We start from the raw sequence: 22,556 nt of genomic DNA, 5'->3' as shown, positions 1-22,556 counted from the left end.
CTCGTGGCCGACGCGGACCGGCTCGGTTGCCTTGACGTCGACGGACGGAGTGGGCTTTACTGGGTTTGATCGAAAGAGTGTTCGATTTCTGCGTCTTCCCCGCGGGTGTCGTCCGGCGTACGTCGGCGGAGGGAGCTGTGGTGGTGGAGTCAGGCGCGGTGTTGTCGGGTTCGGTGCCGACGGATTTGGCTGCGACGGCTTCGGTTCCGGCGGCTGGGGTCGACTCGGTCGTGGGGCTGTCCCGACCTGAGCGGCTCGAGCAGCTTCGCCGCCAGATCGCCGCGGTGCCCGCACGTGGCGAGGCGGTGGCCCGCCCGGCCCGGACCTGGGGCGGTGCCGGGCAACCGGGCCGGGCCGTACCGGGCACCCGGGTCACGCCCGACGAGGGCCGCGGTCGACCGGTGCTGCCGGTGCCGCCCGCGCTGGCCAGGCTGTTGCCCGGCGGCGGGCTCGCGCGCGGCTCGGTGGTCTCGGTGTCCGGTGCAGGTTCGCTGCTGTCGGGCCTGCTGGCCGCGGTGACGGAGTCGGGCGGGCATGCGGCGGTGATCGGTCTGCCCCGGCTGGGCCTGCTGTCCGCCGTCGAGATGGGCGCGGAACTGGGCCGGCTGGCGGTGATCCCGGACCCGGGGCCGGATCCGGTCGAGGTGGCGGCGGTCCTTCTCGACGGCATGGACCTGGTGGTGCTGGGCCTCGCCGGGCTGGCGGTGCCGCCCTCGCGGACGCGGGCGATCGTGGCCCGGGCCCGGAGCAAGGGCGCCACGCTGGTGGTTACGGACGGGCACTGGGGCGGCGCCGAGGTGCGGTTGGCGGCCGTGGTGCGCGACTACCAGGGGCTGGGGGAGTCAGGTCGCGGGCGGCTGCACGGGCTGCGGCTGGCTGTCACCGCGGAGGGCCGGGCCTTCCAGGCCCGCACCGCCCGGCTGGACCTGCGTCCGGTCCGCGGGCGGGTGGAATGGGTGCCGGAGGAGGTCGCCGTTGCGGCGCAGGCCGGGGCAGGGCCGCGCGAACTCGGAAGCGGTGTCGCATGAGTGCCGGGATCGTGTCGAGTCCGGCCCGGGTGCTGGCGTTGTGGTGTCCGGACTGGCCGGCGGTCGCCGCCGCGGCGGTGGCGGGCCTGGCTCCGACCGAACCGGTTGCGGTGCTGTCGGGCAACCGGGTGATCGCGTGTTCGGCGCCGGCCCGCGCCGAGGGGGTCCGCCGGGGGCTGCGCAGGCGCGAGGCGCAGGGGCGCTGCCCGCGGCTGCACGTGTTCGCCGCGGACCCCGGCCGCGACGCCCGACTGTTCGAGCCGGTGGCCGCGGCCGTCGACGCGGCGGCGCCCGGGGTGGAGGTGCTGCGCCCGGGGCTGCTGGTGCTCGCCGCGCGCGGGGTGAGTCGCTACTTCGGTTCCGAGGAGTCCGCCGCGGAACGGCTGGTCGACGAGGCCGCGGCGGCCGGGGTGGAGTGTCAGGTGGGGGTGGCGGACGAGCTCTCCACCGCCGTGATCGCGGCCCGCCGGGCGGTGCTGGTCCCACCCGGCGGGGGCGCCCGGTTCCTGGCGCCGATGCCGGTGTCCGAGTTGGCCGCCGAGCCCGCCCTGTCCGCGCCCGAACGTGCGGACCTGGTGGACCTGCTGCACCGGCTGGGCCTGCGCACCATCGGCGACTTCGCGGCCCTGGCCCCGGTGGCGGTGGCGTCCCGTTTCGGCGCCGACGCCGCGGCGGCCCACCGCAGCGCCCGCGGGGAGCCGGAGCGTCCGCCCTCGGCGCGGCCGCTGCCGCCGGACCTCGCGGTCGAGCACCGCCCGGACCCGCCTCTCGACCGGGTGGACGCGGCGGCCTTCGCGGCGCGGGCGTTGGCGGAGCGGCTGCACGCCCGGCTGGCCGCCGCGGGGGTGGCCTGCACCCGTCTGCTGGTGCATGCGAGTACCGGTAACGGAGAACATCTTTCGCGAACCTGGCGCTGCGCGGAGCCACTTACCCCGGAGGGCACGGCGGACCGAGTGCGCTGGCAGCTGGACGGCTGGCTCACCGGCCGCAGTGAGTCCCGGCCGACCGCGGGAATCGAGGTGCTACGGCTCGAGCCGGTGGAGGTGGTGGCGGCCGGGGCGCTGCAGCTGGGGTTGTGGGGCGGGGTCGGTGCGCAGGACGAGCGGGCCCGCCGCGCGCTGGTCCGGGTCCAGGGACTACTCGGCGGCGACGCGGTGCAGGTGGGCGTGCTCAGCGGCGGCCGGGGTCCGGGGGAACGGGTCACCCTGCTGCCGCTGGGCGACGAGCTGGTGCCCGCGGCGGACCCCGCGGCGCCGTGGCCCGGCCGGCTGCCCGAACCCGCGCCCTCCGCGGTGCTGGCGGGCCGTCCGGCGGTGACGCTCGAGGACGCGGCTGGCGACGCGGTGTGGGTCACCGAGCGGGGTGCCTTCAGTGCGTCGCCGACGTTGCTGCGGTGGGGCAGGCGGAGCTGGCAGCTGCGGGGCTGGGCGGGCCCGTGGCTGCTCGACGAGCGGTGGTGGGACCCGGCGCAGTCGCGGCGCTCGGCCCGGGCGCAGGTGCTGCTGGACGAGCCGAAGGCGCTGCTGCTGATCTTCGTCGGCGCGAGCTGGGCCGTCGAGGGGGTGTACGAGTGAGGACGTCGCCCGCAGCTCCACGCCCTGCGATTTATACCCCTAGGGGGTAAGCTTTGCGGGCATGGACGCCGAGCGCGAGATGCACACGGACCACCCGGACGTCGAGGCCCCCGAGGGGACGGACCACGGCGTGCACCTGTCCGGTCACGACGGTCACGACCAGCACGACGGTCACGACCAGCACGGCGGTCACGACCAGCACGGCGCCGGGCACGGCGGCCACGTCGCCCAGTTCCGGCGGCTGTTCTGGGTGATGCTGGTGCTCGCGGTGCCGGTGGTCCTGGCCAACGCGATGTTCGCGGACCTGGTCGGCTACTCCCTGCCCGCCGGCTCGGCGATCACCTGGGTCTCGCCGCTGCTCGGCACGGTCATGTACCTGTGGGGCGGCCGGCCGTTCCTGTCCGGCGCGGTCGCCGAGATCCGGGCCCGCCAGCCCGGCATGATGCTGCTGATCGCGCTGGCCATCACCGTCGCGTTCGTCGCCTCCTGGGGTGCCAGCCTCGGCCTGCTCGCCCACGACCTCGACTTCTGGTGGGAACTCGCGCTTCTCATCGTGATCATGCTGCTCGGGCACTGGATCGAGATGCGATCCCTCGGCCAGGCGTCGAGCGCGCTCGAGTCCCTGGCCGCCCTGCTGCCGGACGAGGCCGAACGGGTCGAGGGCGACGAGACGGTGACCGTGTCGACCGCGGACCTGGCCGCGGGCGACCTGGTCGTCGTCCGGCCCGGTGGCCGGATCCCCGCGGACGGCACCGTCGTCGACGGCGCCGCCGACGTGGACGAGTCGATGATCACGGGGGAGTCGCTGGCGGTGCGGCGCGAGGCGGGGGACCGGGTGGTCGCCGGCACCGTCAGCACCGACTCGGCGCTGCGGGTCCGCGTCACCGCGGTCGGCGACGACACCGCGCTCGCCGGCATCCGCCGTCTGGTCAGCGAGGCCCAGAACTCCTCCTCGCGCGCCCAGGTGCTCGCCGACCGCGCCGCGGCCTGGCTGTTCTGGTTCGCCCTCGGGGCCGCGCTGATCACCGCGGCGGTCTGGCTGATCCTCGGCGCCCCCGAGGACGCGGTCACCCGCACCATCACGGTCCTCGTCATCGCCTGCCCGCACGCGCTGGGTCTGGCCATCCCGCTGGTGGTGTCCATCGCGACCGAGCGGGCGGCCCGGGCCGGGGTGCTAATCACCGACCGTCGGGCGCTCGAGTCGATGCGCACCGTCGACGCGGTGCTCTTCGACAAGACGGGCACCCTCACCAAGGGCAGCCCCGCCCTCGTCGCCGCGGCCGGTGCCGGCGCGGTGGGCGAGGACGAGGCGGTCGCTCTGGCGGCCTCTGTCGAGCGCGACAGCGAGCACCCGCTCGGCCGGGCCATCGTGGCGGCCGCCGAACACCGTGGACTCACCGTGCCCGTTGCCGACGCGTTCCGCGCGCACAACGGCGTGGGCGTCACCGGCACCGTCGCCGGGGCGGAGGTCGGCGTCGGCGGACCGAAGATGCTCGCCGACCGCGGGCTGGACGCACTGGCCCAGACCCGGGACTGGGCGGCGCAGGGGTCGACGGTGCTGCACGTGATCCGCGACGGCGTCGTCGTCGGGGCGGTCGCGCTGGCCGACGAGATCCGCCCGGAGTCCGAGCAGGCCATCGATGCCCTGCACCAGCGGGGCGTGCACGTCGCGATGATCACCGGCGACGCCGAGGCAGTGGCGCAGTCGGTGGCGCGTCGGTTGGGGTTCGTGGCGAGCGGAGCGACGGGGAATGTTGCGGACGAGGTGTTCGCCGGGGTGCTGCCGCAGGACAAGGGCGCGAAGGTCAAGGAGCTGCAGTCCGCCGGCCGCAGGGTCGCCATGGTCGGCGACGGCGTCAACGACGCCCCGGCGCTGGCCCAGGCGGACGTCGGGATCGCCATCGGCGCCGGCACCGACGTGGCCATCGCCTCCGCCGGGGTGGTGCTGGCCAGCGACGACCCGCGTTCGGTGTTGTCGGTGATCGAACTCTCCCGCGCCACCTACCGCAAGATGATCCAGAACCTCACCTGGGCGGCCGGATACAACGTGATCGCGGTGCCGCTCGCCGCGGGGGTCCTGGCGCCCTGGGGTTTCACCCTCCCGATGGAGGTCGGTGCCCTGCTGATGTCCGCGTCGACGGTGGTGGTGGCGGTCAACGCCCAACTGCTCCGGCGACTGGACCTGCGTCCCGAGGCGATCCTCGGCACGCCCGCTCGGTAGCCTCGCTGCGCAGGGGCAGGTGAACGGCGTGAAGGGCGGTAACCGATGGTGACGACGGCTGTGGCCACCACGGTCGACGGGCTCGAGATCTCCTACCGGGACTCCGGCGGACCGGACGCCGTGCCGGTGCTGCTGGTGCACGGCATGGGCGGCGACAGCCGCACCTGGGACCGGTTCGCCAGGACCCTGGCGCAGGGCGGTCGTCGCGTGGTCGCCGTCGACCTGCGTGGCCACGGGCGCAGCGCGCACGCGCCGTCGTACCTGTTCGACGAGTTCGGCGACGACCTGCTCGCGCTGTGCGAGCACCTGGCACTCGACGAGGTGGACGTGGTCGGGCACTCGCTCGGCGGGCACTGCGCGAGCCTGCTCGCCCAGTCGCGTCCCGGGCTGGTGCGGCGGCTGGTGCTCGAGGAGACGCCGCTGCCGCTGCGCCCGGGCGAGACCGTCGGGCCGATGTCCGGCCGGCTGCCGACACCCGTCGAACTGTGGCACGCGACCACCAGCCTGCTGCGTCATCCCCGGGCGGCGCTGGCCTTCGACCGGTCCATGACCCGCAGCGCGCTGGCCCAATTCCACCGGCCGAACCCCGCCTGGTGGGACCGGCTGCCGCGGATCGCGGCGCCGACGCTGGTGGTCTGCGGGGGACCGTCCGGCATGGTGCATCCCGGCAGGCTGACGGCGGCGGCCGCGGCGATCCCGAACTGCCGGGTGGTGACCATCGAAGTGGGGCACAGCGTGCACCGTGACCGGCCGAACCAGTTCGAGGCCGTGGTCGCGGCGTTCCTCGCCGGCGAGTGAACGGCCCGCGTCACCAGCCCGCGCTGAACGAGTACCAGGGCCCGCGCAGGTGCCACACCCGCACGCCCTCGCCGACCGGGTCGGGCGTGGTGGGCTCCCCGTTCGGCAGGTAGACCACGCCGTCGTCGTTCAGGAAGCCGCTGGCGGGGATGACGAAGTAGACGTTGTCGCCGTGCGTGCGTACGCCACCGACGTCGTAGCTGCCGATCCGGCGCTCCCGCCCGGAGTCGGTGCCGGCCCGGATCTCGTCGACGGCGGCCGAGAAGTCGCCCGCCGCGAGGGACCACCGCGCCTGCAGCGGCGCGTCGAACACCGCCAGTGCGGCACTGACCACCGCGACGGCCGGCACCGCGAGCAGCCAGGCCGACCAGGTCTTGGTCCGCGCCAGGAACGCGGCGGTCCGGGTCAGCCAGCAGGCTGCGATCACCACGGTCGGCCAGAAACACCCGAGCACCAGGATCCACCCGTTGGGGGTGGGGTAGCTCAGCGCCCACAGGCCCGCCAGGCACACCGCAACCGTGGCGGCCAGCAGCACCCAACCCGGAGGACGGTCCCAGAACGCCGACCACCACTGCCGCATCGAACCTCCCCGCCGCGTGCCCCCCTCGCCGGGCCGGTCTTGCCCGCGAGGCCCGTCGAGGCTAGCCCGAGTCGGCCGCCCGCACCGCAGCTCGACGCCGTGAAAGGTCGAGTTCGAGTACGGGTTCGGCCAGGAGGGTCGGCTCGGTGCGCCCCCGCAGCGTCACGCTCCGGACCGGCATCCAGCGTTGCGATTCGTCCCAGGCCGCGGCGGTGAGGGCGTGCCCCGACGCGAGGGCGCGGTACTCGCAGGTCTTCGCGACCTCGGTGAGCCGGGCGGCCTCGTTGACGGGATCGCCGATGACGGTGTACTCGTACCGCTGTTCGGCTCCGATGTTCCCCGCGAACACCTCGCCGAACGAGACGCCTATACCGAAGTCGATCACGTCCAGCGCGCGAAGCGTGGGCCGCAGTTCCCGGGCCGTCGCGAGCGCGGATCCGGCTGGGTCGGCGACGGGCCGCGGGGCACCGAAGACTGCCAGGGCGGCATCGCCCTGGAACTTGTTGACGAAACCGTGGTGCCGTTCGACCGTCGCGACCACGATCCGAAAGAACGCGTTGAGCACGGTCGCCACCTCGTCCGGCGGCCGGGTCGCCGCCAGGTTCGTGGAGCCGACGACGTCGATGAAGAGAACCGCGGCCTGGGTGACCTCGCCGCCGGCCAACCCGTCGCGGTCGGGCAGCGCGTCGTGTTCGAGTGCGCGGTGGGCGACGTCGCGGCCGACGTGTCGGCAGAGCAGGTCGCGTAAGCGTTCGCGCTCGGCCTGTCCCGCCGTGATCTCGTTGAATCTCGCCGCCTCGCCCACGCGGAGGGGATTCGAGCGTGGGACAGGACCGGCCCCCGGCCGACTACTCGTTTCACGTCCCACTCGCATCCGGACGCCGAGCATTCGGACGCCGCGGCGGCGTGGCGGTTCGAGTCCCATCGACATGATCCGACGGTAGGTCGCCGGTCGCCGTCGACGCATCGGGCGATCGTCGCATCCACCGCCGCACGAAGCGGTCCTCGTGGGCAATACGACCCCCCATGGGCACGGTGCGCATCAGTCCAGGCCGTGGTGGCACGAATAGGCGGTCGCGGCAGCGCGAGTGGTGACGCCGATCTTGCCGAAGATGTTGCTCAGATGCCGCGCGACGGTCTTCTTGCTCAGCGACAGACTCGTAGCGACTTCCTGATTCGTCAGTCCGGCGGCGACGAGTCGCAGCACCTCGACCTCCCGGGCGCTGAGACCGTCCGGGAGTGGTGTCGTTTGGTGTGCACATCCGAGCAATGCGTCGGTGTGCTTCAGGTCCGGTACTGCACCCAGGCGGCTGAACACCGCACGACAGGTGTCCCATTCGAGGCGCGCGGTGTCCTCGTCGCCGATCGCACGGCAGGCGAGTCCGATCAGCTGGTGGCTGCGTGCGGCCTCGTACGGCATGTCCAGGTCCGCCCAGATCTGCGCGGAGGATCGCAGGCAGGGCAGCGCGCCGGCAGGGTCGCCTTCGGCGAGCCGCACCGCACCGGAAACCTGCACTGCCGCGGCCCGGACGGCCAAGGGGGCGCCGACCATGGCGGCGAGTTCGTCGGCGGCCGCCCGTGCGAGTTCCAGGTTCCCCGCGGCCGTCGCGATTTCTGCCTGCGCCGGGAGCAGTTTCGCCCTGGCGAGGCGGTCCGAGGGATGTTCGGCCAGCGCACGGGCGAGACCCGCGTCGGCCGCGTCGGGACGGCCCTGCGCGGCCCGCAGCAGCGCCAGGCCGGGCTGCACGTCCCAGCCGTAACTGCCGGCGTGCCCGAACGCCTCCTCCGCGGCGGGCAGGTCACCGACCAGCCGCCGGATCTCGCCGACCTGGTACCACGCCTGGCCCGCGTCCACGGCAATGGTGCTGTTCTGCTCCGCGCAGGCCTGCCGCGCTTCACGTTCGGCGTCGGTCCATGCCCCGTGCAGACGCATGATCCGGGATCGGTGCATCCGGCACGAGCCGGTCATGGCCGTGGCTCCGGGCTGCGTGCACAGCCACTTCTCGAACGCGGACGTCCACGCGCTGGCGCGCCCGAAGTCCGACATGTAGTCGCACACGTTGATCGAGCTGCAGTAGATCCACGCGCAGTTGTATGCACTCACCTCGCGCGCGACGACGGCGACCATCGCCTCGTCGAGCAGTGCGGTTCCGCCTGATACGTCACCAAGCGCGACGAGGGCGCGCCCCGCCTGGTGCAAGCCGAGGTTCACCAGATCGGGATCCGTGAAGTGGGTGCCGATCCGGGTCGCGCTGCGCGCCAGATCGAGCGAACCCGCAAGGTTGCCGCCATAGAAGTTCGCCTCCGCCTCGGCGACGCACACGTAGCCGTGCACCGCGCACTCCGGCTCCTGCTGCAGCTGGCGCTGCGCGCGGGCGAGCCACCCCATGGCCGGGGACAGGTCGCCGTGCAGCATCAACACGATATGGACCCGGAATGCGCACATGGCAGCGCCGCGATTGTCGCCGTTGCGCAGCCGGTCGGTGTAGATCCGGCTGCGCGCCTCGACACAGCGATCTGTCCTGCCGGTGAAGTGGGCAGACTCGGCGAGCGCCTCCAGATCGTCCGGATCCAGGGCCGCCGATTGGTCCGCGCGACCGAGAAATGCGTACGCCTCGTCCCACACCTGCCCCCGGTATGCGGCACGGCCGCGCGTGAGATCGTCGACCATAGCCATGACATTTCACCGCGGGCCGCGCGACCGCAAGAGGTCGCGCGGCCGAACGCGCTTGTGGGTCGAAAGACCCATTGCGGCTGGTTCGCGCGGCGAGGAATACAACCATTGCCCGATGCGACTGCGCCGACGCGCGCCCTAGCCTCAAATCATGTTGACACGAACGATTCCCGCGCCAGGCAGGCCCGCGAGCCACGGCATCGCAGCGCCTTCTGTCATCGCGACGCGTCGTTCGCGCTGTTGGTCGTTGGCGTCCTGGTTCCGCCGCTGGCAGAGGCGGTCGTCGAACACGCCGGCGTCATCGAACGAGCACTGTCGCCGTGGAGCACCGGGCGCACCCTGCCGAACTTTGCGGCAGCTCTGATCCGACGCAGATCGCACGGTCCTACGACGAGGACACAGCTCACTGGCTCGGCGCGCTGGTCGCCGATCACGACCCCAATGGGGTGCTGCACGTCGGTCAGGTCATGCGCGAACCGGTGTGAACCCGCGGCCGCCGTCACGGCACGAACAATCAACGCACCGAAAGGATTCACCATGAGCACAGTTCGGACCGATCTCAGCCCGAGTCCGGCACGAGCTTCCGCGCCGAAAATGGGACCTACCCGCGAAGGAGTGAACATGTCACTACTCGCCTACCGGACGAACCACCTACCGCCGGCTGACCTCCAGAACACCAGCTCACGGCATGACCGCGAAACGAACGACCAAGACAATCCGCGTATGCCGCTCGCGCTCATGGTCCTGTGTGTCGTCAGCGGAATCGCCGCAGCGGCCACCGTAGCGACCGGCATTCTGGGATTTGCGGGCAATGCATCAGGCTGGTCAGTCGTTGCCTGCATCGTCGTACTGACTGTCAGCCTGGCTGGCTTGATTGTCGATGGCATTCGCCTTCCGGCTCAGGTGTAGACGCCAACAGCGCGTTGAATCATGTCTTCGCGAATTCCTGCGTCGGACACCCGTCGTCGCGCACCTGGTGTGCATGTGGGCCGCCGTCGACGGCACATGGTGCGCCGGGTGCCGCTGCGCTACATCGATCCGACCCGTAGGCATGGACGCCTGTACAAACTGTCCGAGCGTTTCGGGCGTACGCGGGCAGGACAGGCCTTCGCGCGCCACGTTGTCGTGCGCAGCGACCCATGGCTGGACCGGGTCACGGGTGGCCGCCTGACCTGGCAGTTGGGGCTGATCCCATCGGCGACGCTCGAGACCACCGGCGCCAGGTCGGGTCTGCCCCGGGCTGTACAGATTGCCTACTTCCACGATGGGCGTGACGTGGTCGTGGTCGCCTCGAATTTCGGTGGGACGAGAAACCCGCAGTGGTCTCGCAACCTGATCGCGCACCCCGAGTGCGAATTCGGTGGCGAGGGATTTGTGGCGACCGAGGTCACCGCCCCCGAAGAGTACGAACGCCTGTACGCGCTCGCCGTGCAGGTCTACGCCGGGTGGGGTGACTATCGCGCCAAGACGACGAAGATCGGTCGTCGGATCCCGGTCTTCCGGCTCGAGCCGCGCCAGTCCGCGCGTCGCGCTGGTTGAACGAGAACCCTTGTCTCAAAGGAAGAGGGGCACTGACACGCCTGTGCGGCACCACGCAGGACGTGGTGCCGCACAGGCGCGATCGGGTCGGGTCCGTATCTAGGCCGCAGCCTGGCGTTCCTTGTGTGCCGCCATCTCCTCGACGAGGATCGGCACCCCGATGTTGCAGGAGTGGATGCCGACGACGGTGGCGAGCTTGAGCACCTCGAGGATCTCCTCGGGCGTCACCCCGATGTCCAAGGCTGCCTGGATGTGGCGCCGGGTACCGGGCGCGTACATGTGGGTGGCGGAGGCGTCGACGGCGATGCAAAGCAGCTGGATGACCTTCGGCGAGAGCACCCCGCTCTGGTACGGCTGCATCGCCATCTTCATGTACAGCTCGGTCCACTCCGGGTCCATCTCGTGCAACCCGTCCCAGAGCGAGTTCCAGCCGCCACCGGCCTTCATCGCGTCCACCACGGGATAGCTGCTCTCGTTCTCGCTCATGATCTCTCCGTGTTTCGTAGGGTCGAGCGGACTCAGTTGGCCGGTGCGGCGGGGGCTGCGTTCGCACGCAACTCCGCCAGCCGCCGCATCCCGGCCGGGTAGGAGCGCCTGCCCAGCACCAGCGCCGCGGCCGCGGCGATGTAGACGAGCGGTGCCAGCCGCATGGCGTCGAGCAGGCCCAGGTGATCGGCGAGGATCCCGACGACGAAGGGGCCGAGGGCCAGTCCGAGGAGGTTGTTGGCCACGGTCAGGGTTCCCATGGCGGAGGCTCGAATCGAGGTGTGCGTGAGGTTGGCGACCATCGCGGCACTCGGACCGGAACACCCGGCGGAGAAGAACGCGCCGATCCCGAGCAGGACGAGCTGGGCGGTGCCGGTGCCGATGCTGAATCCCACGGTCAGGAACGCCAGCGAGATCAGGCAGTAGGCGATCGCCGAGGTCCACTTGGCGGCCGGGTCGTTGCGGCTCACCCGGTCGGTGATCATGCCGCACACGATCATGCCCGTACCCACCAGCAGGACGAACACCGAGGCGGCCACGCCGGCCTTGTCCGGCGCCAGACCGTAGTACCGGTTGAAGAAGCTCGGCATCCAGGCCAGCAGGACCGCGGCGGTGAACATCTGCAGTCCGCCACCGAGGTAGACGAACAACACCGTGGGGTTGGTGAACAGGCTCGAGACGGGGGCTCGGAATCCGTCGGCCTCGAGTGCGGCGCCGGGAGTGGCGTCCTCGACGGCGTACCGCTTCAACCTCGCCTCGGTGACGACCACCCGGAAGACCGCGACCAGCAGGAGGCCGAAGACCGCCATTGCGGCAAACGACCAGCGCCAACTGAACTGGACCGCGATGAAGCCGCCGATGGCGACACCGATCACCGACCCGAACGACCCGCCGGCCATGAAGGCGCCGGCCAGTGCGGCATGGACGCGGGGCGCAAACACGCTGAGCACCAATGCGATACCGACGCTGCCGTAGGCCGCCTCACCGACCCCGACGAGGAAGCGGGCGCCGAGCATCTGCTCGTAGCTGGTGGCGATCGCGCACAGCAACGTCGCGACGCTCCACAGCACCGCCATCAGGATCAGGCTCTTGACCCGGCCCCAGCGGTCCGCCAGGAGCGAGAGGGGGAAGGTGAGCAGTCCGACCATCAGCGCGACGATGCTGCTCAGCGAGGCGAGGTGGGAGTCCGACAGGGACCACTCGGCCTTGAGGATCGGGAACACCGCGCTGAGGACCTGCCGGGACATGTAGTCCGACAGCAGCAGGCCGAATGCCAGGGCGAAGACCACCCACGGGTAGATCCGCCGCTTACGCGTGGGCGTGGAGGCTTCGGCGTGGCTCTCGATTGGTTGAGCTTGCAGCACCATTGCTATTCCTTGGTTCGTTTCGAGAAGACTTCAGGGGTGTCGCGGGGCGGAGCTGCCCTTACGCGTGCTGCGTGAATCCGGTCTGGCCCGGCTTGCGGTTCGGCGCGTAACCGAGCTTCGCCAGGGTCTCGTCGGCATCCTTGTAGGACTTGCCGATCCCGTAGATGTCGCGGGCCTCCTTGCCGGTGGCCACCTCACGACCGAGCTCCTTGGCGACGCGCACCAGCTGGCGGACCTGCTCGGCGGAGGTGATCTTCGCCTCGCCGTTCGGGGCCCACAGGTTGTCCTCGTTGCCGCAGCGCGGGTGCAGGCCCATCGCGATGGCCATCGTGTTCACCGGCAGCACGCTGCGCATCAGCGTCTCCAGCGTCAGACAGGCGCCGTCCGGGACCCGGTTGACGAACTGCATCATGTTGTACGGGTTCGGGCCGTCGAAGCCGCCGCCGATCGCGACCCAGGTCAGGTTCAGCGGGCCGGTGTAGAAGCCGCGGCGGATCAGGCGCTCGACGGTCTCGAGCTGCGGGATGGACGAGAGCTGGAAGTGCGGCTGGATGCCGGCGGCCTGCAGGCGACGCAGGTGCTCCTCGACCCACTCGGGGCCGGCGGGGACGGTCATCTCGCGGTAGGTGTGCGCCAGCTCGGCGTTCTCGAGGGAGGTGCCCTTGATGTCGCCCGGGGTCATCAGGTCCATGATGTTCATCTGGCTGGTGTTGATCGCGATGGTGACCTGGTCCGGCTTCGGGTCCAGCTCGGCGAGCATGTGGCGCACGTCGTCGGAGAGCCACTTGGCGTCCGCGCCGTCGCCCTCGGGGGCGAAGGAGATGGAGCCGCCGACCTGCAGGATCATCTCCGGCACGGCCTCGCGGAGGCGGCCGAGGAGCTCGTTGAACTTCGACAGACGCTTGGAGCCCTTGCCGTCCTCCTCGCGGACGTGGATGTGCAGCACGGTGGCGCCGGCCTCGTAGCAGTCGACGGCCTGCTGGACGTGCTCGTCCATCGTCAGGGGCAGGTCCTCGGGGAAGTCCTCGACCGCCCACTCCGGGCCGTACGGGGCGACGGTGATGACCAGCTTGTCCTGGTTCTCCGGGAAGAATGCGTCGTCGTGGAAATTCATGCCAGGACTCCATCTGTGATGCGGGCTACGGCCGGGACTTGGGGTGACGTGAATCACTGTAGGCAGCCTGGCGGCGTCACATTTGACGGATTAGGTCAATATTGTTGACGTTCTGGGACAGGCTCGCCCTGGTCGACCGACCAGGCCTTCGGGCTGACCCCGAACTGTTGGCGGAACCACCGGGAGAACGCGCTCAGTTCCGAGAACCCCAGCTCCGAGGAGATCTCGGTGAAGGAGCGGTCTCCCCGCGCGATGGACGCCGTGGCGTGCTCCTTGCGAACCGAGTCGAGGATGGAGGAGTACGTCTCGCCTGACTGCGCCAGTCGCCGGTGCAGGGTCCGCCTGTCCATCCGCAGGCTGTGTGCGATGCGGGTGACCGAGCAGTGCTCCGTCGGCAGCAGGGTGGCGATCAGGTCCCGAACCTGCCCGGCGGTGGAGGAGTTCTCGCGCGGCGCCAGCAGCCCGAGGTACTCCTGCGCGAACGGTCGCAGGACCGGGTTCGACAGGCGGTTCGGTGCGTCCAGGTCGCCGGTCGCGATGATGATCCCGTCGATCTCGTGGTCGTAGTAGATCGACGGGCCGAAGACGCGGGCATGCACCTCCCCGTTGGCGGGGGCTCCGTGAGCGAAGCAGGTGGCCACGGGCAGCCATCCGTCGGGCAGGAAGTCGGACAGGATCCGGAAGATCGACGCGACGACCAGTTCGGTGGACTGGCGTCCGAGCGCCATGTCGGTCGCCGGCCGGACCTGGATCGTGGCCAGCCCCCCCGATTCGGTCAGGTCCAGGAGGATTGCCTCGTTGTGCAAGCTCATGTGGCGCAGCACGATTCCCATCGCACTGCGCACGTCCGGCTCCTCGCGGGCGATCAGGCCGACCGGGCCCAGGTTCGACACGCCGCGGTTGCCCAACATCCTGACGCCGAAGTCGTCGCAGCCGGACTGCAGCGCGGAGAGTTCGAACAGCTCGACCACGCACTTCGCCTCGATCCACCCCGCGGTGGCGGAGAACGTCGCCGGGTCCAGTCCGGAGACCCGCATCAGCGGGTACGGGTTCAACCCGACCGACTTCGCCACCTCGAGGTATCCGTTCAAGACCGCGCTACGCAACCTCGGCAACTGTGCTCTCCCGTCCCATGCCGTCAAACACGGCGTCCCGATCCGTCAACATCGACGACGTGAACAACGGTAACGCCCGGATCGGGCCGGCGCATCGAGGCTAGGGTCGCGGCATGGCACTGACGGCTCTCGACGGCAAACTCATCGGATGGTCGGCGGCATACGTGCTGTCGCAGGCCAACATTGCGCGGCTGCTCGGCCCGACCGCGCCGAAGCTCCTGCAGACCCAGACGGCGTTGTCCGCGCGGTCCTACCGGGCGGTGCTCGACAGCATGGACGAGTCCGAGACCGCCCGCTTCCGTAGCCATTTCGCGCCGGACATGGTGCACCCGGTGATCTACGCCGTCGCCCTGTGCACCGGCGCGCGGCGGCTCGGGCAGCTGACCGACCTGTCGCCGGCCACCCGGCGCGCGCTGGCCGTCGCGCCGGTGGCGGCCGCGGTCGCCGACTACGTGGAGAACGTGGTTGACCTGCACCTGCTCGACCACCGCGAGGCGATCACCGACGCCCGGGTGCGGGCGATCTCCACGGTCAGCATCACCAAGTGGGTGCTGAGCATCGGCGCGCTCGCGTACCTGTCCCAGGGGTTCGTGCGGGTGTGGGCGGGCATGGCGGTCGGGCGCCGGAATCGGCGCGATTGACCGGGCGTCCGCCTACGGTGAGGTCATGGCCGTCGAACGCAGCATCGAGTACTTCCCCGACCCGGAGGCGTTTCGCGCCTGGCTCGCTGAACAGCACGACCGCTCGCCCGGGATCTGGCTCAAGTTCGCCAAGAAGGACTCGGGGCACTCGAGTGTCAGCTATGACCAGGCACTGGACATCGCCCTGTGTTTCGGCTGGATCGACGGCCAGGCCCGCCCCCTCGACGACGAGTTCTGGCTGCGGGGCTTCACCCCCCGTCGGGCCCGGAGTCCCTGGTCGAAGCGCAACCGGGAGAAGACCGAACGGCTGATCGCCGACGGGCTGATGCAGCCCGCCGGGCAGGCGGCGATCGCGGCGGCCCGGGCGGACGGGCGCTGGGACCGTGCCTACGAGGGGCAGGCCTCGGCGACCGTGCCGCAGGATTTCCTCGACGCGTTGGCGAAGGTGCCCGCGGCGGAGGAGTTCTTCGCGACGATGAACAAGTCCAACCGGTACGCCGTCGTCTATCGCCTGCAGGACGCGAAGAGGCCGGAGACCCGGGCCCGCCGGATCGAGAAGTTCGTCCAGATGTTCGCGGAGGGCACTCCGCCGAACTGACGACTGCCGCGGGCACAATGGTGCGGTGACCGAGCCAGCCCGCACCGCAGACTACGACGCCCCCGGCGTCGACGAGACGACCGCCGAGGCGGTCGCGTCGACCTGTTCGGCGATGTCCGCGGTGGACGAACCGCTGCCCGGCACCGCCTCGCAGACCGCGGGGTGGCTCTGCCTGGAACATCCGGGGGCGTGGGGCCGCGACGTGTTCGGCGGCGAGGCCTTCGACCCGGACCTGTCCGAGGCGCTGCAACGGCACACCGAGGCGGCGGGGGTGCGACTGCTGCTGATCCGTCGTCCCGGCCGCGCCGCCTGGCCGGCCCGCCGCACCGTGCTGTTCGGACGCCCGGACCCGGCCGGCGGGTGGTGCGAGCGGTTCGACGTCGCCGACCCGGCCGACCTGCTCGACCTCGACCTGACGCTGACCGCGGCCTCGCCGGGAATCGGGACGCCGGTCAGCGACCCGGTCGCGCTGGTGTGCGCGCACGGCAAACGCGACCTGTGCTGCGCGGTGCTGGGCCGTCCGGTCGCCGCGACGCTGGCGGACCGGTTCGGTGACGCGGTGTGGGAGTGCTCGCACACCGGTGGGCACCGGTTCGCGCCGTCGCTGATCCTGCTGCCGACCGGACTGACCTACGGCAGGCTCGGCCCCGAGGCCAGCGTCGAGGCGGTGCTCGCGGCGGGCCGGGGCGAGGTGTACCTGCCGGGCCTGCGCGGGCGCAGCTGCTGGAGCCCGGACGGCCAGGTCGCGGAAATCGCGGTGCGGGAACGGGTCTCGGCGTCCGACGCGGACCTGACCGTCGAGGACCTCCTGGTGGGAGGGCGTGAGGCCGGGGCCTTGGTGCGGCACCGCGACGGCCGGTCCTGGGCGGTCGAGACCACCCGCGTCGAACTCGAGGCGCGACCGCCGAGTTGCGGCGCACTGGCGAAGTCGGTGACCGCGGTGGTCGCCGCCGCGGTCACCGAGCGCGCCGGACCCTAGTCCGACCGGACCGGCAGCGGCGTCATCCGGTCGAGGAGCCGGTCGCGCAGCACCAGGGTGTGGAACGCGACTGCGCACATGTGCGCGGTGAACGTCAGGAACAGCAGGTAGGCCAGAACCGTGTGGGCCTGTTGCAACATCGCGTAGGTGCCCGCGTCCTGCGGTGCGATGGCCGGCAGGTGCAGGCCTTCGTAGATCACGATCGGGGACCCCGCGCTCGAGAGCATGGCCCATCCGATCAACGGCTGCGCCAGCATCAGCGCGTAGAGCAGGTACTCGGTTCCCTTTGCCGCGAGGCGTTCCAGGGGGCGCATGGTGGACGGGAACGGCGGCGGCCGGCGACGCAACCGGTTTCCGATCCGGATCACCACCAGGACGAGGATCGCGATCCCCAGCGGTTCGTGGACGGCCCGCAGTCGCGCGTAGTCGGTCAGCGAGGCGATCATGGCGGCGCCGACGACGAGTTGGGCGATGACCATGACCGCCATGACCCAGTGCAGCAGGCGCGACGGAAGGGCGTACCGGGCGGGGCCGGGGGTCGGCTCAGCGGGCATCGAGCACCTCCTGGACGGTGACGGCGCTCGGTCGGGTGGGTTCGCCGGATCGGCGGGTGAAGGACCGGGCGTAGACCGCCGACCGCGCGTTGAGCAGGGGGTCGTCCGACGCCGAGATGCCGGCGGGGAGCACGAGCGGGTCGAAGTTGACGTCCCGGGCGTTGCCCGCCTCCTCGGTCTGCACCGAGTCGATCGTCACGGTGCCGACGTCGACGGTGCGCCTGCCCTCGGGCCAGGCCTTGGTGGCGTCGTGGGTCGGGTCGCCGGGTTCGCCGACGGTGAGGACCAGGCGCCACCGCAGTGGTTCGGCGGCGACCGCGCGGATCACCTCGTCGAAGAGGTAGTTCTTGCCGGGCTGCGCCTGGTGGGCCGGCAGGGGTCGTCGCTCGGGGACGAGCATCCAGCGCACCGGAGCGGTGACCCCGGCGGCGTCGGTGACACGGAACGCGTTGAGTCCGCGGAAGGTGCTGTCGCCGAACCCGGAGGTCGGCGGGTGCTGCCGGACGACCTGCATGGCCGCCGCGGTCTCCGGGTACCTGGCCAGGAAGTCGGCCATCTTCTCCGGATCGGGTTTCCCGGTTGCGGCAACGGGTTTGGAGGCGAGCAGTCGTTCGTAGAAGCCGTGTGGCGTGCTGTCGAGGAAGACCGGGAGGTTGACCATGGCGGTGCGCCACTGCTCCCCGTTCGGCAGCGCGAACGCCAACCCCAGGCCGCGGACGGTGGCGCTCGCGTCGGCGGCGTCGGGCAGGCTTCCCGAGAGCGAGAACCGGCCGGTCACCGGAACCCGTCCGGGCTGGAAGACGACGGCGGTGGACACCGCGGCGCCGGCCCCGTTGCTGTCGAAATGCCCAGTGGCACTGAGTCCTTTGGCGTGGTTCCGTCGGAACCCTTCGTGCTTGCCGCCCAGCTGCTCGAAGCGGTCGGCTATTCGCGACGGCGTCAGCGCGTCCGGCGTCAACCGGCCCTTGGCGTAGAGGAAACCGCCGACGTCCACCGCGGCGATCCCCCCGACGGCGGCCAACCCGAGGAGGACGCCGCGCCGACTGATGTCCGTGCGTGATCGAAGGATCCGCCGCTCGGTGTCGTCCGCCATCGCCTCGTCCCTACTGGCCGGCGGCGGGCGCGGTCGGCGCCGGGGTCACCAGGGCGACGTGCCACTGGCCCTTGACGCCCTCGCCGTTGGTCTGGCCCGGCGCGTCGTCCTTCGCGAACCGGTACAGCGGGCGGCCGTCGTACACCGCCTGCTGCGCCCCGCCGTCGGGGCGGGTGACGGTGCCCAGCGTGCCGGGGAGATCCGTCCCGTCGGCCGCCTTCGGGGCGCCGAGCGTCGGCGGCCAGATCGTGGCGCACTGCCCGACGCAGGCGGACGTCGTCGGGGTGTCCTGCGTGAACCAGTACAGCGTGTAGCCGGCCGCGTCGGTCACGACGTCGCCGAGGGCGGTGCTGGTCGCGCCGAGCTGCGCCACGGGGGCGGCGTCGGAGGGGGTGGGGGAGGCCGGGGCGGCGGAGGCCTTCGGGGCAGGGCTGTTCGACTGGGCGTCCTGCGCGGCGGTGTCGCTGCCGCAGCCGGACAGCAACACCAGCGCGGCGCCGAGCCCGACGGTCTGTGCCAGGAGCGTTCGCTTCTTCATCGTTGTCTCGCTTCCGTTCGTGATCGCAGTTGTGCGAGCTGACCGGGAATACGGACGCGGGCGCGGCGCGCGTTCACTCCGTGACTGTGTGACATGTCACTCGCTTGTCGTCCCGGCGGCGTGAAGGATTCGAGGGACCGGTCCGTATACCCGGGTGAGAACTTCGCCGGTGACCGGCGCGTTGGGGACACGATGGTGCGGAGGTGAAAGGCATGCGGCTGATCTCGCAACGCCGGCATGCCGGCGGGCTCGGCGACGAGGCCGCGCTGCGCGCGGCGTACGAGGACCACGCCGGCGAGCTGTTCCGGTTCGCGCACCGCTCCCTGGGCGACGCGGGCGGCGCGGAGGAGGCCGTGCAGGAGACGTTCCTGCGAGCCTGGCGGGCGGCGCACAGCTTCCAGCCGGACACGGCGTCGCTGCGCACCTGGTTGTTCTCGATCTGCCGCAACATCGTCATCGACATCAGCCGCGCCCGGGCCAGCCGGCCGCCGCTGGCCGCCGCCGAACCGGCCGATGCCCCCAGTGCCTCGCAGCCGCTGGAGGAACTGGTGGTGGGCCTGCAGGTGGAGGAGGCCCTGCGCCGGCTGTCCGAGCAGCACCGGCAGGTTCTCGTCGAGGTGCACCTGCGCGACCGGCCGGCCGCCGAGGTCGCCGCCGCGCTCGGGATTCCCGAGGGCACCGTCCGCAGTCGCGTCTACTACGGTCTCAAGGCCCTCAAACTCGTACTGGAAGAAATGGGGTGGCACGGTGACTACTGACCAGTGCCAGCAGATGCGAACCCACCTCGGCATGTGCGCCCTGGACCGGCTCGAACCGGCCGCGGCGGTGGCGCTTCAGGCCCACCTCGATGGCTGCCCGGACTGCCGGTCCGAACTGCGCGAACTGCGCGGCGTCGCCCGGGCCCTGCGCCAGGCCGACCCCGAGCGGGTCGACGATCAGCCCGCCGGTCCGCCCCCGGCGCTGCGCACCGCGGTGTTCACCGCGGTCGAGCAGGAGCGACGCCGGACGCGCTCGGTCCGGACCGTGCGGCTCGCCGCGGCGGCGGCGGTGCTGGTCGTCGCGCTGGGGGGAGCCTTCGTCATCGCCGGGCAGCGGAACTCCCAGCCGGGCAACAACTCTCAGTCGGTCGCCTTCGCCGAGCCGCCCGCCGGTGTACAGGCCTCGGCCAGCGTGGAGAACCGCAACTGGGGCACCAGCATCGCCCTCGACGTCACCGGCCTGCCGCAGGGCCAGCGATACGCGGTGTGGCTCGAGCGTCCGGACGGGAGCAGGATGCCCGCCGGCAGCTTCGTCGCGGGCGGCGAGAAGAAGATGTCCATGCAGATGGCGGTCGGACTGCCGATGCACGAGGCCGCGGCCCTGGGCGTAAGCACTCCCACTGACCCGAGCCCCGTCCTCCTGGCGCCGCTGCACTCCTGACCCGGCTGCACTCCTGACCCGGCTGCACTCCTGACCCGGCTGCACTCCTGACCCGGCGCGCGGTCCGCGCGCCGGGCCCAGTGACTAGTGCCCGATGCCGACCTTCTCGTACACCCGCCTCATCCAGGCCGGTGCCCACCAGTTGGCGTCGCCCATCAGCTTGACCAGCGAGGGCACCAGCAGCATTCGCACCACGGTGGCGTCGATGATCAACGCGACGATCATGCCGACACCCAGGAACCGCATGATCGACAGCCCGGACAGGGTGAAGGCCCCGGTCACGATGATCAGCAGCGCGGCCGCCGCAGTGACGATCCGGCCGGTCCGTTCGGTGCCGATCCGGACGGCGTCCTCGGTGCTCGCGCCGTTCTCCCGGGCCTCGACCATCCGGGACATCAGGAACACCTCGTAGTCGGTGGACAGGCCGAAGACCACCGCCAGGATCAGCACCACGAACGTCGGTTCGAGCGGGTTCGGGGTCACGCCCAGCATCGCGGCGCCGTGACCGTCCTGGAACACCCAGGTGAGCACGCCGAAGGTGGCGGCCAGGCTGAGCCCCGCCATCGCGACGGCCTTGACCGGCAGCACCACCGACCCGAAGGCCAGGAACAGCAGCACGAGGGTGGAGCCGACCATGATCGCGATCATCAGGGGCAGGTTCTCGGCGATGGAGGTGTTGCCGTCGAGGGTGAGCGCCGCACCACCGCCGACCTTCACGTCGGTGCCGGCCGGCGCGTCGATGGCGCGCAGTTCCCGCACGGTGTCGGCGGGCGCCGTGCCCTCGGCGTAGGTGGCCTGCAGCAGCGCGAAGTCGTCGGCGGCCGCGACCATCCGCACCTGGCTGACCCCGTCGAGGGCGCGGGCCTGGGCGCCGACGTCGGCGAGCTGCGCGGTGGTCGGCGGTGCCCCGTCCTCGCCGCGCACCAGGACGCTGGCCGCCTCGCCGGTGGTGGGGAACTCGGTGGACAAGGTCTGCGAGGCCGCCCGGGCGGGATCGTCCGGGGGCAGTGCGGTGTAGGTGATCTCGCCGAGGGAGGCGCCGAGCAGCGGGGACGCCAGCAGCAGCAGGCCCGCGACGATGGTGACCGCGAAGGTGACCGGCCGGCGCATCACCCGGGTGACGACGCCGCCCCAGAACCGGGTCGCCCGCTCCTCGCCGCGCTCGACGGCGCCGCGCCGCCAGGCCAGCGAGTTGATCCGGTGGCCGAGGACGGCGAGCAGGGCGGGCACCGCGGTGAGCGAGAGCAGCGCCGCGCTGATCACCGCGGCGATCGCGCCGAAGCCGAGCGACCGGATGACCGCCTGCGGGAAGACGAGCATGCCGGCGAAGGCGCACACCAGCAGCAGACCGGAGAACAGCACCGTCCGGCCCGCCGTGGTGACGGTCCGGCGCACCGCCTCGCCCGGTTCGCTGCCCGCGGCGAGTTCCTCCCGGTACCGGCTGACGACGAACAGGCCGTAGTCGATGGCCAGACCCAGGCCCAGCAGCGAGGCCACGTTCAGGGCGAACGAGCTGACCTCGGTGAACATGGTCAGGATGCGGAGCGTGGCGAACGCGCTGAAGACGGTGAGCATGCCGACGAACACCGGGACGGCGGCGGCCACGACGGTGCCGAAGACCAGCACCAGCAGCAGCAGGGTGATGGGCAGTGCGATCGCCTCGGCGCGCACCAGGTCCTGCTGCAGGTGCTGGCTGAACGAGTTCCCGACCACGGTGCCGCCGCCGAACTGGGCGTCGATCCCCGGTGGGCTGAGCGCACGGGTCATCTCGTCGAGGTCGGCGAGCTGCGGCCCGGCGTCCCAGTCGATCGAGACGGTCGCCACGGCCTTGGTGCCGTCGTTGGAGGTCAGCTGCGCCGCGGAGGCGGGGTCCACGGACCAGTACGAGATGACGGACCGCGTCGGCACCTGCTCCTTGAACGCGGCGAGCGTCTGCTGGACCTCGGGGCCGATGTCGGCGAGCGTCCGGCCCTCGGGTGCGGTGTAGATCGCCACGATGTCGGGGGACTGCGACCCGAGGCGGTCGTGGACCAGCGAACTGACCTGGGCCGCCTCACTGTTCGGGTCGACGTACCCGCCCTGGCTGAGCTTGGAGAAGACGCCGAGTCCCCACAGCCCGCTGACCACGACGGTGAGGACCGCGAGGACCAGTACCCACCATTTCCGGGAGACGACGAACGAGGCCCAGCGCGTCATAGATGTTGCTGCTCTCTTCAGGTGGGGTCGGGACGGCGCCAC

General features: G+C 71.4%; 22 protein-coding genes and 1 pseudogene. 12 read left to right on the top strand and 11 right to left on the bottom strand.

What is annotated here, in order from left to right:
* The first annotated feature begins 185 nt into the window (after positions 1-185).
* The 4 genes from imuA' to RT2_RS06705 all read left to right on the top strand — a co-directional run bounded on the left by imuA' (position 186) and on the right by RT2_RS06705 (position 5,621).
* The gene (gene imuA', locus RT2_RS06720) at positions 186-1,028 is read left to right on the top strand and encodes a DnaE2-dependent mutagenesis accessory factor ImuA' (protein WP_072843820.1); all 843 of its coding nucleotides are present in this window, start codon (positions 186-188) and stop codon (positions 1,026-1,028) included.
* Positions 1,025-2,602, top strand: a complete 1,578-nt coding sequence (locus RT2_RS06715) for a DNA polymerase Y family protein (RefSeq protein ID WP_072843747.1) — start codon at positions 1,025-1,027, stop codon at positions 2,600-2,602. The genes imuA' and RT2_RS06715 overlap by 4 nt, the downstream gene beginning before the upstream one ends.
* A 61-nt stretch (positions 2,603-2,663) precedes the next feature.
* A complete protein-coding gene (locus RT2_RS06710; RefSeq protein WP_092776485.1) occupies positions 2,664-4,823 on the top strand; it encodes a copper-translocating P-type ATPase in 2,160 nt (719 codons plus the stop codon).
* A 45-nt stretch (positions 4,824-4,868) separates the two neighbouring features.
* On the top strand, positions 4,869-5,621 hold the full coding sequence (locus tag RT2_RS06705) for an alpha/beta fold hydrolase (RefSeq protein WP_072843746.1): 753 nt from the start codon (positions 4,869-4,871) through the stop codon (positions 5,619-5,621).
* Between the two features lie 10 nt (positions 5,622-5,631).
* Here RT2_RS06705 and RT2_RS06700 read toward each other — a convergent pair whose 3' ends face one another.
* The 3 genes and pseudogenes from RT2_RS06700 to RT2_RS06690 form a co-directional block, all read right to left on the bottom strand.
* On the bottom strand, positions 5,632-6,201 hold the full coding sequence (locus RT2_RS06700; protein ID WP_072843745.1) for a hypothetical protein: 570 nt from the start codon (positions 6,199-6,201) through the stop codon (positions 5,632-5,634).
* 61 nt (positions 6,202-6,262) lie between these two features.
* Positions 6,263-6,988, bottom strand: a pseudogene (locus RT2_RS06695) (adenylate/guanylate cyclase domain-containing protein); the annotation flags it as partial.
* Positions 6,989-7,243: 255 nt separating this feature from the next.
* Positions 7,244-8,878 carry a helix-turn-helix domain-containing protein gene (locus tag RT2_RS06690; protein WP_072843743.1) on the bottom strand — a complete coding sequence of 545 codons (1,635 nt, stop codon included), beginning with the start codon at positions 8,876-8,878 and terminating at the stop codon, positions 7,244-7,246.
* Between the two features lie 317 nt (positions 8,879-9,195).
* On the opposite strand from RT2_RS06690, the gene RT2_RS26120 reads away from it, so the two are divergent.
* The 3 genes from RT2_RS26120 to RT2_RS06685 all read left to right on the top strand — a co-directional run bounded on the left by RT2_RS26120 (position 9,196) and on the right by RT2_RS06685 (position 10,414).
* Positions 9,196-9,360, top strand: a complete 165-nt coding sequence (locus tag RT2_RS26120) for a hypothetical protein (RefSeq protein ID WP_174556672.1) — start codon at positions 9,196-9,198, stop codon at positions 9,358-9,360.
* 136 nt (positions 9,361-9,496) lie between these two features.
* Positions 9,497-9,784 carry a hypothetical protein gene (locus RT2_RS25330; RefSeq protein ID WP_139191325.1) on the top strand — a complete coding sequence of 96 codons (288 nt, stop codon included), beginning with the start codon at positions 9,497-9,499 and terminating at the stop codon, positions 9,782-9,784.
* Between the two features lie 108 nt (positions 9,785-9,892).
* Complete coding sequence (locus RT2_RS06685) at positions 9,893-10,414, top strand: nitroreductase family deazaflavin-dependent oxidoreductase (RefSeq protein ID WP_072843818.1); 522 nt, start codon at positions 9,893-9,895, stop codon at positions 10,412-10,414.
* Between the two features lie 99 nt (positions 10,415-10,513).
* Here the strand turns inward: RT2_RS06685 and RT2_RS06680 are convergent, their stop codons facing one another.
* From RT2_RS06680 to RT2_RS06665, 4 genes are all read right to left on the bottom strand, one after another.
* A complete protein-coding gene (locus RT2_RS06680) occupies positions 10,514-10,900 on the bottom strand; it encodes a carboxymuconolactone decarboxylase family protein (protein WP_072843742.1) in 387 nt (128 codons plus the stop codon).
* 32 nt (positions 10,901-10,932) lie between these two features.
* Positions 10,933-12,267: an MFS transporter gene (locus RT2_RS06675; protein ID WP_072843741.1), complete on the bottom strand. Its 1,335-nt coding sequence runs from the start codon at positions 12,265-12,267 to the stop codon at positions 10,933-10,935.
* 58 nt (positions 12,268-12,325) lie between these two features.
* Positions 12,326-13,381 carry a beta-keto acid cleavage family enzyme gene (locus RT2_RS06670; RefSeq protein ID WP_072843740.1) on the bottom strand — a complete coding sequence of 352 codons (1,056 nt, stop codon included), beginning with the start codon at positions 13,379-13,381 and terminating at the stop codon, positions 12,326-12,328.
* Between the two features lie 95 nt (positions 13,382-13,476).
* A complete protein-coding gene (locus tag RT2_RS06665; RefSeq protein WP_217635610.1) occupies positions 13,477-14,487 on the bottom strand; it encodes an AraC family transcriptional regulator in 1,011 nt (336 codons plus the stop codon).
* Positions 14,488-14,609: 122 nt separating this feature from the next.
* On the opposite strand from RT2_RS06665, the gene RT2_RS06660 reads away from it, so the two are divergent.
* The 3 genes from RT2_RS06660 to RT2_RS06650 all read left to right on the top strand — a co-directional run bounded on the left by RT2_RS06660 (position 14,610) and on the right by RT2_RS06650 (position 16,714).
* Complete coding sequence (locus RT2_RS06660) at positions 14,610-15,137, top strand: hypothetical protein (protein WP_072843738.1); 528 nt, start codon at positions 14,610-14,612, stop codon at positions 15,135-15,137.
* A gap of 25 nt (positions 15,138-15,162) precedes the next feature.
* Entirely contained in the window at positions 15,163-15,735 is a 573-nt protein-coding gene (locus RT2_RS06655) for a YdeI/OmpD-associated family protein (protein ID WP_072843737.1), read from the top strand.
* Between the two features lie 112 nt (positions 15,736-15,847).
* Positions 15,848-16,714: a ferredoxin family protein gene (locus tag RT2_RS06650; RefSeq protein ID WP_072843817.1), complete on the top strand. Its 867-nt coding sequence runs from the start codon at positions 15,848-15,850 to the stop codon at positions 16,712-16,714.
* Here RT2_RS06650 and RT2_RS06645 read toward each other — a convergent pair.
* Genes RT2_RS06645 through RT2_RS06635 form a run of 3 tightly spaced genes read right to left on the bottom strand, consistent with a single transcriptional unit; the run spans position 16,711 to position 18,899 of the window.
* Positions 16,711-17,268 carry a cytochrome b gene (locus RT2_RS06645; RefSeq protein WP_072843736.1) on the bottom strand — a complete coding sequence of 186 codons (558 nt, stop codon included), beginning with the start codon at positions 17,266-17,268 and terminating at the stop codon, positions 16,711-16,713. The two genes, RT2_RS06650 and RT2_RS06645, sit on opposite strands and share 4 nt — an antisense overlap.
* Entirely contained in the window at positions 17,258-18,361 is a 1,104-nt protein-coding gene (locus RT2_RS06640; protein WP_072843735.1) for a catalase family peroxidase, read from the bottom strand. Before RT2_RS06640 ends, RT2_RS06645 begins: the two co-directional genes overlap by 11 nt.
* Before the next feature lie 10 nt (positions 18,362-18,371).
* On the bottom strand, positions 18,372-18,899 hold the full coding sequence (locus tag RT2_RS06635; RefSeq protein ID WP_072843734.1) for a COG4315 family predicted lipoprotein: 528 nt from the start codon (positions 18,897-18,899) through the stop codon (positions 18,372-18,374).
* A 212-nt stretch (positions 18,900-19,111) separates the two neighbouring features.
* On the opposite strand from RT2_RS06635, the gene RT2_RS06630 reads away from it, so the two are divergent.
* A complete protein-coding gene (locus RT2_RS06630; protein WP_072843733.1) occupies positions 19,112-19,657 on the top strand; it encodes a sigma-70 family RNA polymerase sigma factor in 546 nt (181 codons plus the stop codon).
* Entirely contained in the window at positions 19,647-20,318 is a 672-nt protein-coding gene (locus RT2_RS06625; protein ID WP_245709403.1) for an anti-sigma factor, read from the top strand. Before RT2_RS06630 ends, RT2_RS06625 begins: the two co-directional genes overlap by 11 nt.
* Positions 20,319-20,402: 84 nt before the next feature.
* Here RT2_RS06625 and RT2_RS06620 read toward each other — a convergent pair whose 3' ends face one another.
* Positions 20,403-22,514 (bottom strand): MMPL family transporter, encoded by a 2,112-nt coding sequence (locus RT2_RS06620; protein ID WP_072843731.1) that lies wholly within the window; start codon positions 22,512-22,514, stop codon positions 20,403-20,405.
* Between the last annotated feature and the right edge of the window lie 42 nt (positions 22,515-22,556).

It is taken from the genome of Rhodococcus tukisamuensis NBRC 100609 (assembly GCF_001894985.1).
GTDB lineage: Bacteria > Actinomycetota > Actinomycetes > Mycobacteriales > Mycobacteriaceae > Rhodococcus_G > Rhodococcus_G tukisamuensis.
Note: the sequence above shows the minus strand (reverse complement) of the source record. Positions and strands in the feature narration are given on the sequence as shown.

Excerpts from the sequence above, each read along its gene's own strand:
- RT2_RS06705 (WP_072843746.1), top strand. The coding sequence starts at position 4,869 with ATGGTGACGACGGCTGTGGCCACCACGGTCGACGGGCTCGAGATCTCC.
- RT2_RS25330 (WP_139191325.1), top strand. The coding sequence starts at position 9,497 with ATGTCACTACTCGCCTACCGGACGAACCACCTACCGCCGGCTGACCTC.
- RT2_RS06670 (WP_072843740.1), bottom strand. The coding sequence starts at position 13,381 with ATGAATTTCCACGACGACGCATTCTTCCCGGAGAACCAGGACAAGCTG.
- RT2_RS06715 (WP_072843747.1), top strand. The coding sequence starts at position 1,025 with ATGAGTGCCGGGATCGTGTCGAGTCCGGCCCGGGTGCTGGCGTTGTGG.
- RT2_RS06620 (WP_072843731.1), bottom strand. The coding sequence starts at position 22,514 with ATGACGCGCTGGGCCTCGTTCGTCGTCTCCCGGAAATGGTGGGTACTG.
- RT2_RS06640 (WP_072843735.1), bottom strand. The coding sequence starts at position 18,361 with ATGGCGGACGACACCGAGCGGCGGATCCTTCGATCACGCACGGACATC.
- RT2_RS06655 (WP_072843737.1), top strand. The coding sequence starts at position 15,163 with ATGGCCGTCGAACGCAGCATCGAGTACTTCCCCGACCCGGAGGCGTTT.
- RT2_RS06630 (WP_072843733.1), top strand. The coding sequence starts at position 19,112 with ATGCGGCTGATCTCGCAACGCCGGCATGCCGGCGGGCTCGGCGACGAG.
- RT2_RS06710 (WP_092776485.1), top strand. The coding sequence starts at position 2,664 with ATGGACGCCGAGCGCGAGATGCACACGGACCACCCGGACGTCGAGGCC.
- RT2_RS06660 (WP_072843738.1), top strand. The coding sequence starts at position 14,610 with ATGGCACTGACGGCTCTCGACGGCAAACTCATCGGATGGTCGGCGGCA.
- RT2_RS06680 (WP_072843742.1), bottom strand. The coding sequence starts at position 10,900 with ATGAGCGAGAACGAGAGCAGCTATCCCGTGGTGGACGCGATGAAGGCC.
- RT2_RS06635 (WP_072843734.1), bottom strand. The coding sequence starts at position 18,899 with ATGAAGAAGCGAACGCTCCTGGCACAGACCGTCGGGCTCGGCGCCGCG.
- RT2_RS06650 (WP_072843817.1), top strand. The coding sequence starts at position 15,848 with ATGTCCGCGGTGGACGAACCGCTGCCCGGCACCGCCTCGCAGACCGCG.
- RT2_RS06700 (WP_072843745.1), bottom strand. The coding sequence starts at position 6,201 with ATGCGGCAGTGGTGGTCGGCGTTCTGGGACCGTCCTCCGGGTTGGGTG.
- RT2_RS06690 (WP_072843743.1), bottom strand. The coding sequence starts at position 8,878 with ATGGCTATGGTCGACGATCTCACGCGCGGCCGTGCCGCATACCGGGGG.
- RT2_RS06675 (WP_072843741.1), bottom strand. The coding sequence starts at position 12,267 with ATGGTGCTGCAAGCTCAACCAATCGAGAGCCACGCCGAAGCCTCCACG.
- RT2_RS06645 (WP_072843736.1), bottom strand. The coding sequence starts at position 17,268 with ATGCCCGCTGAGCCGACCCCCGGCCCCGCCCGGTACGCCCTTCCGTCG.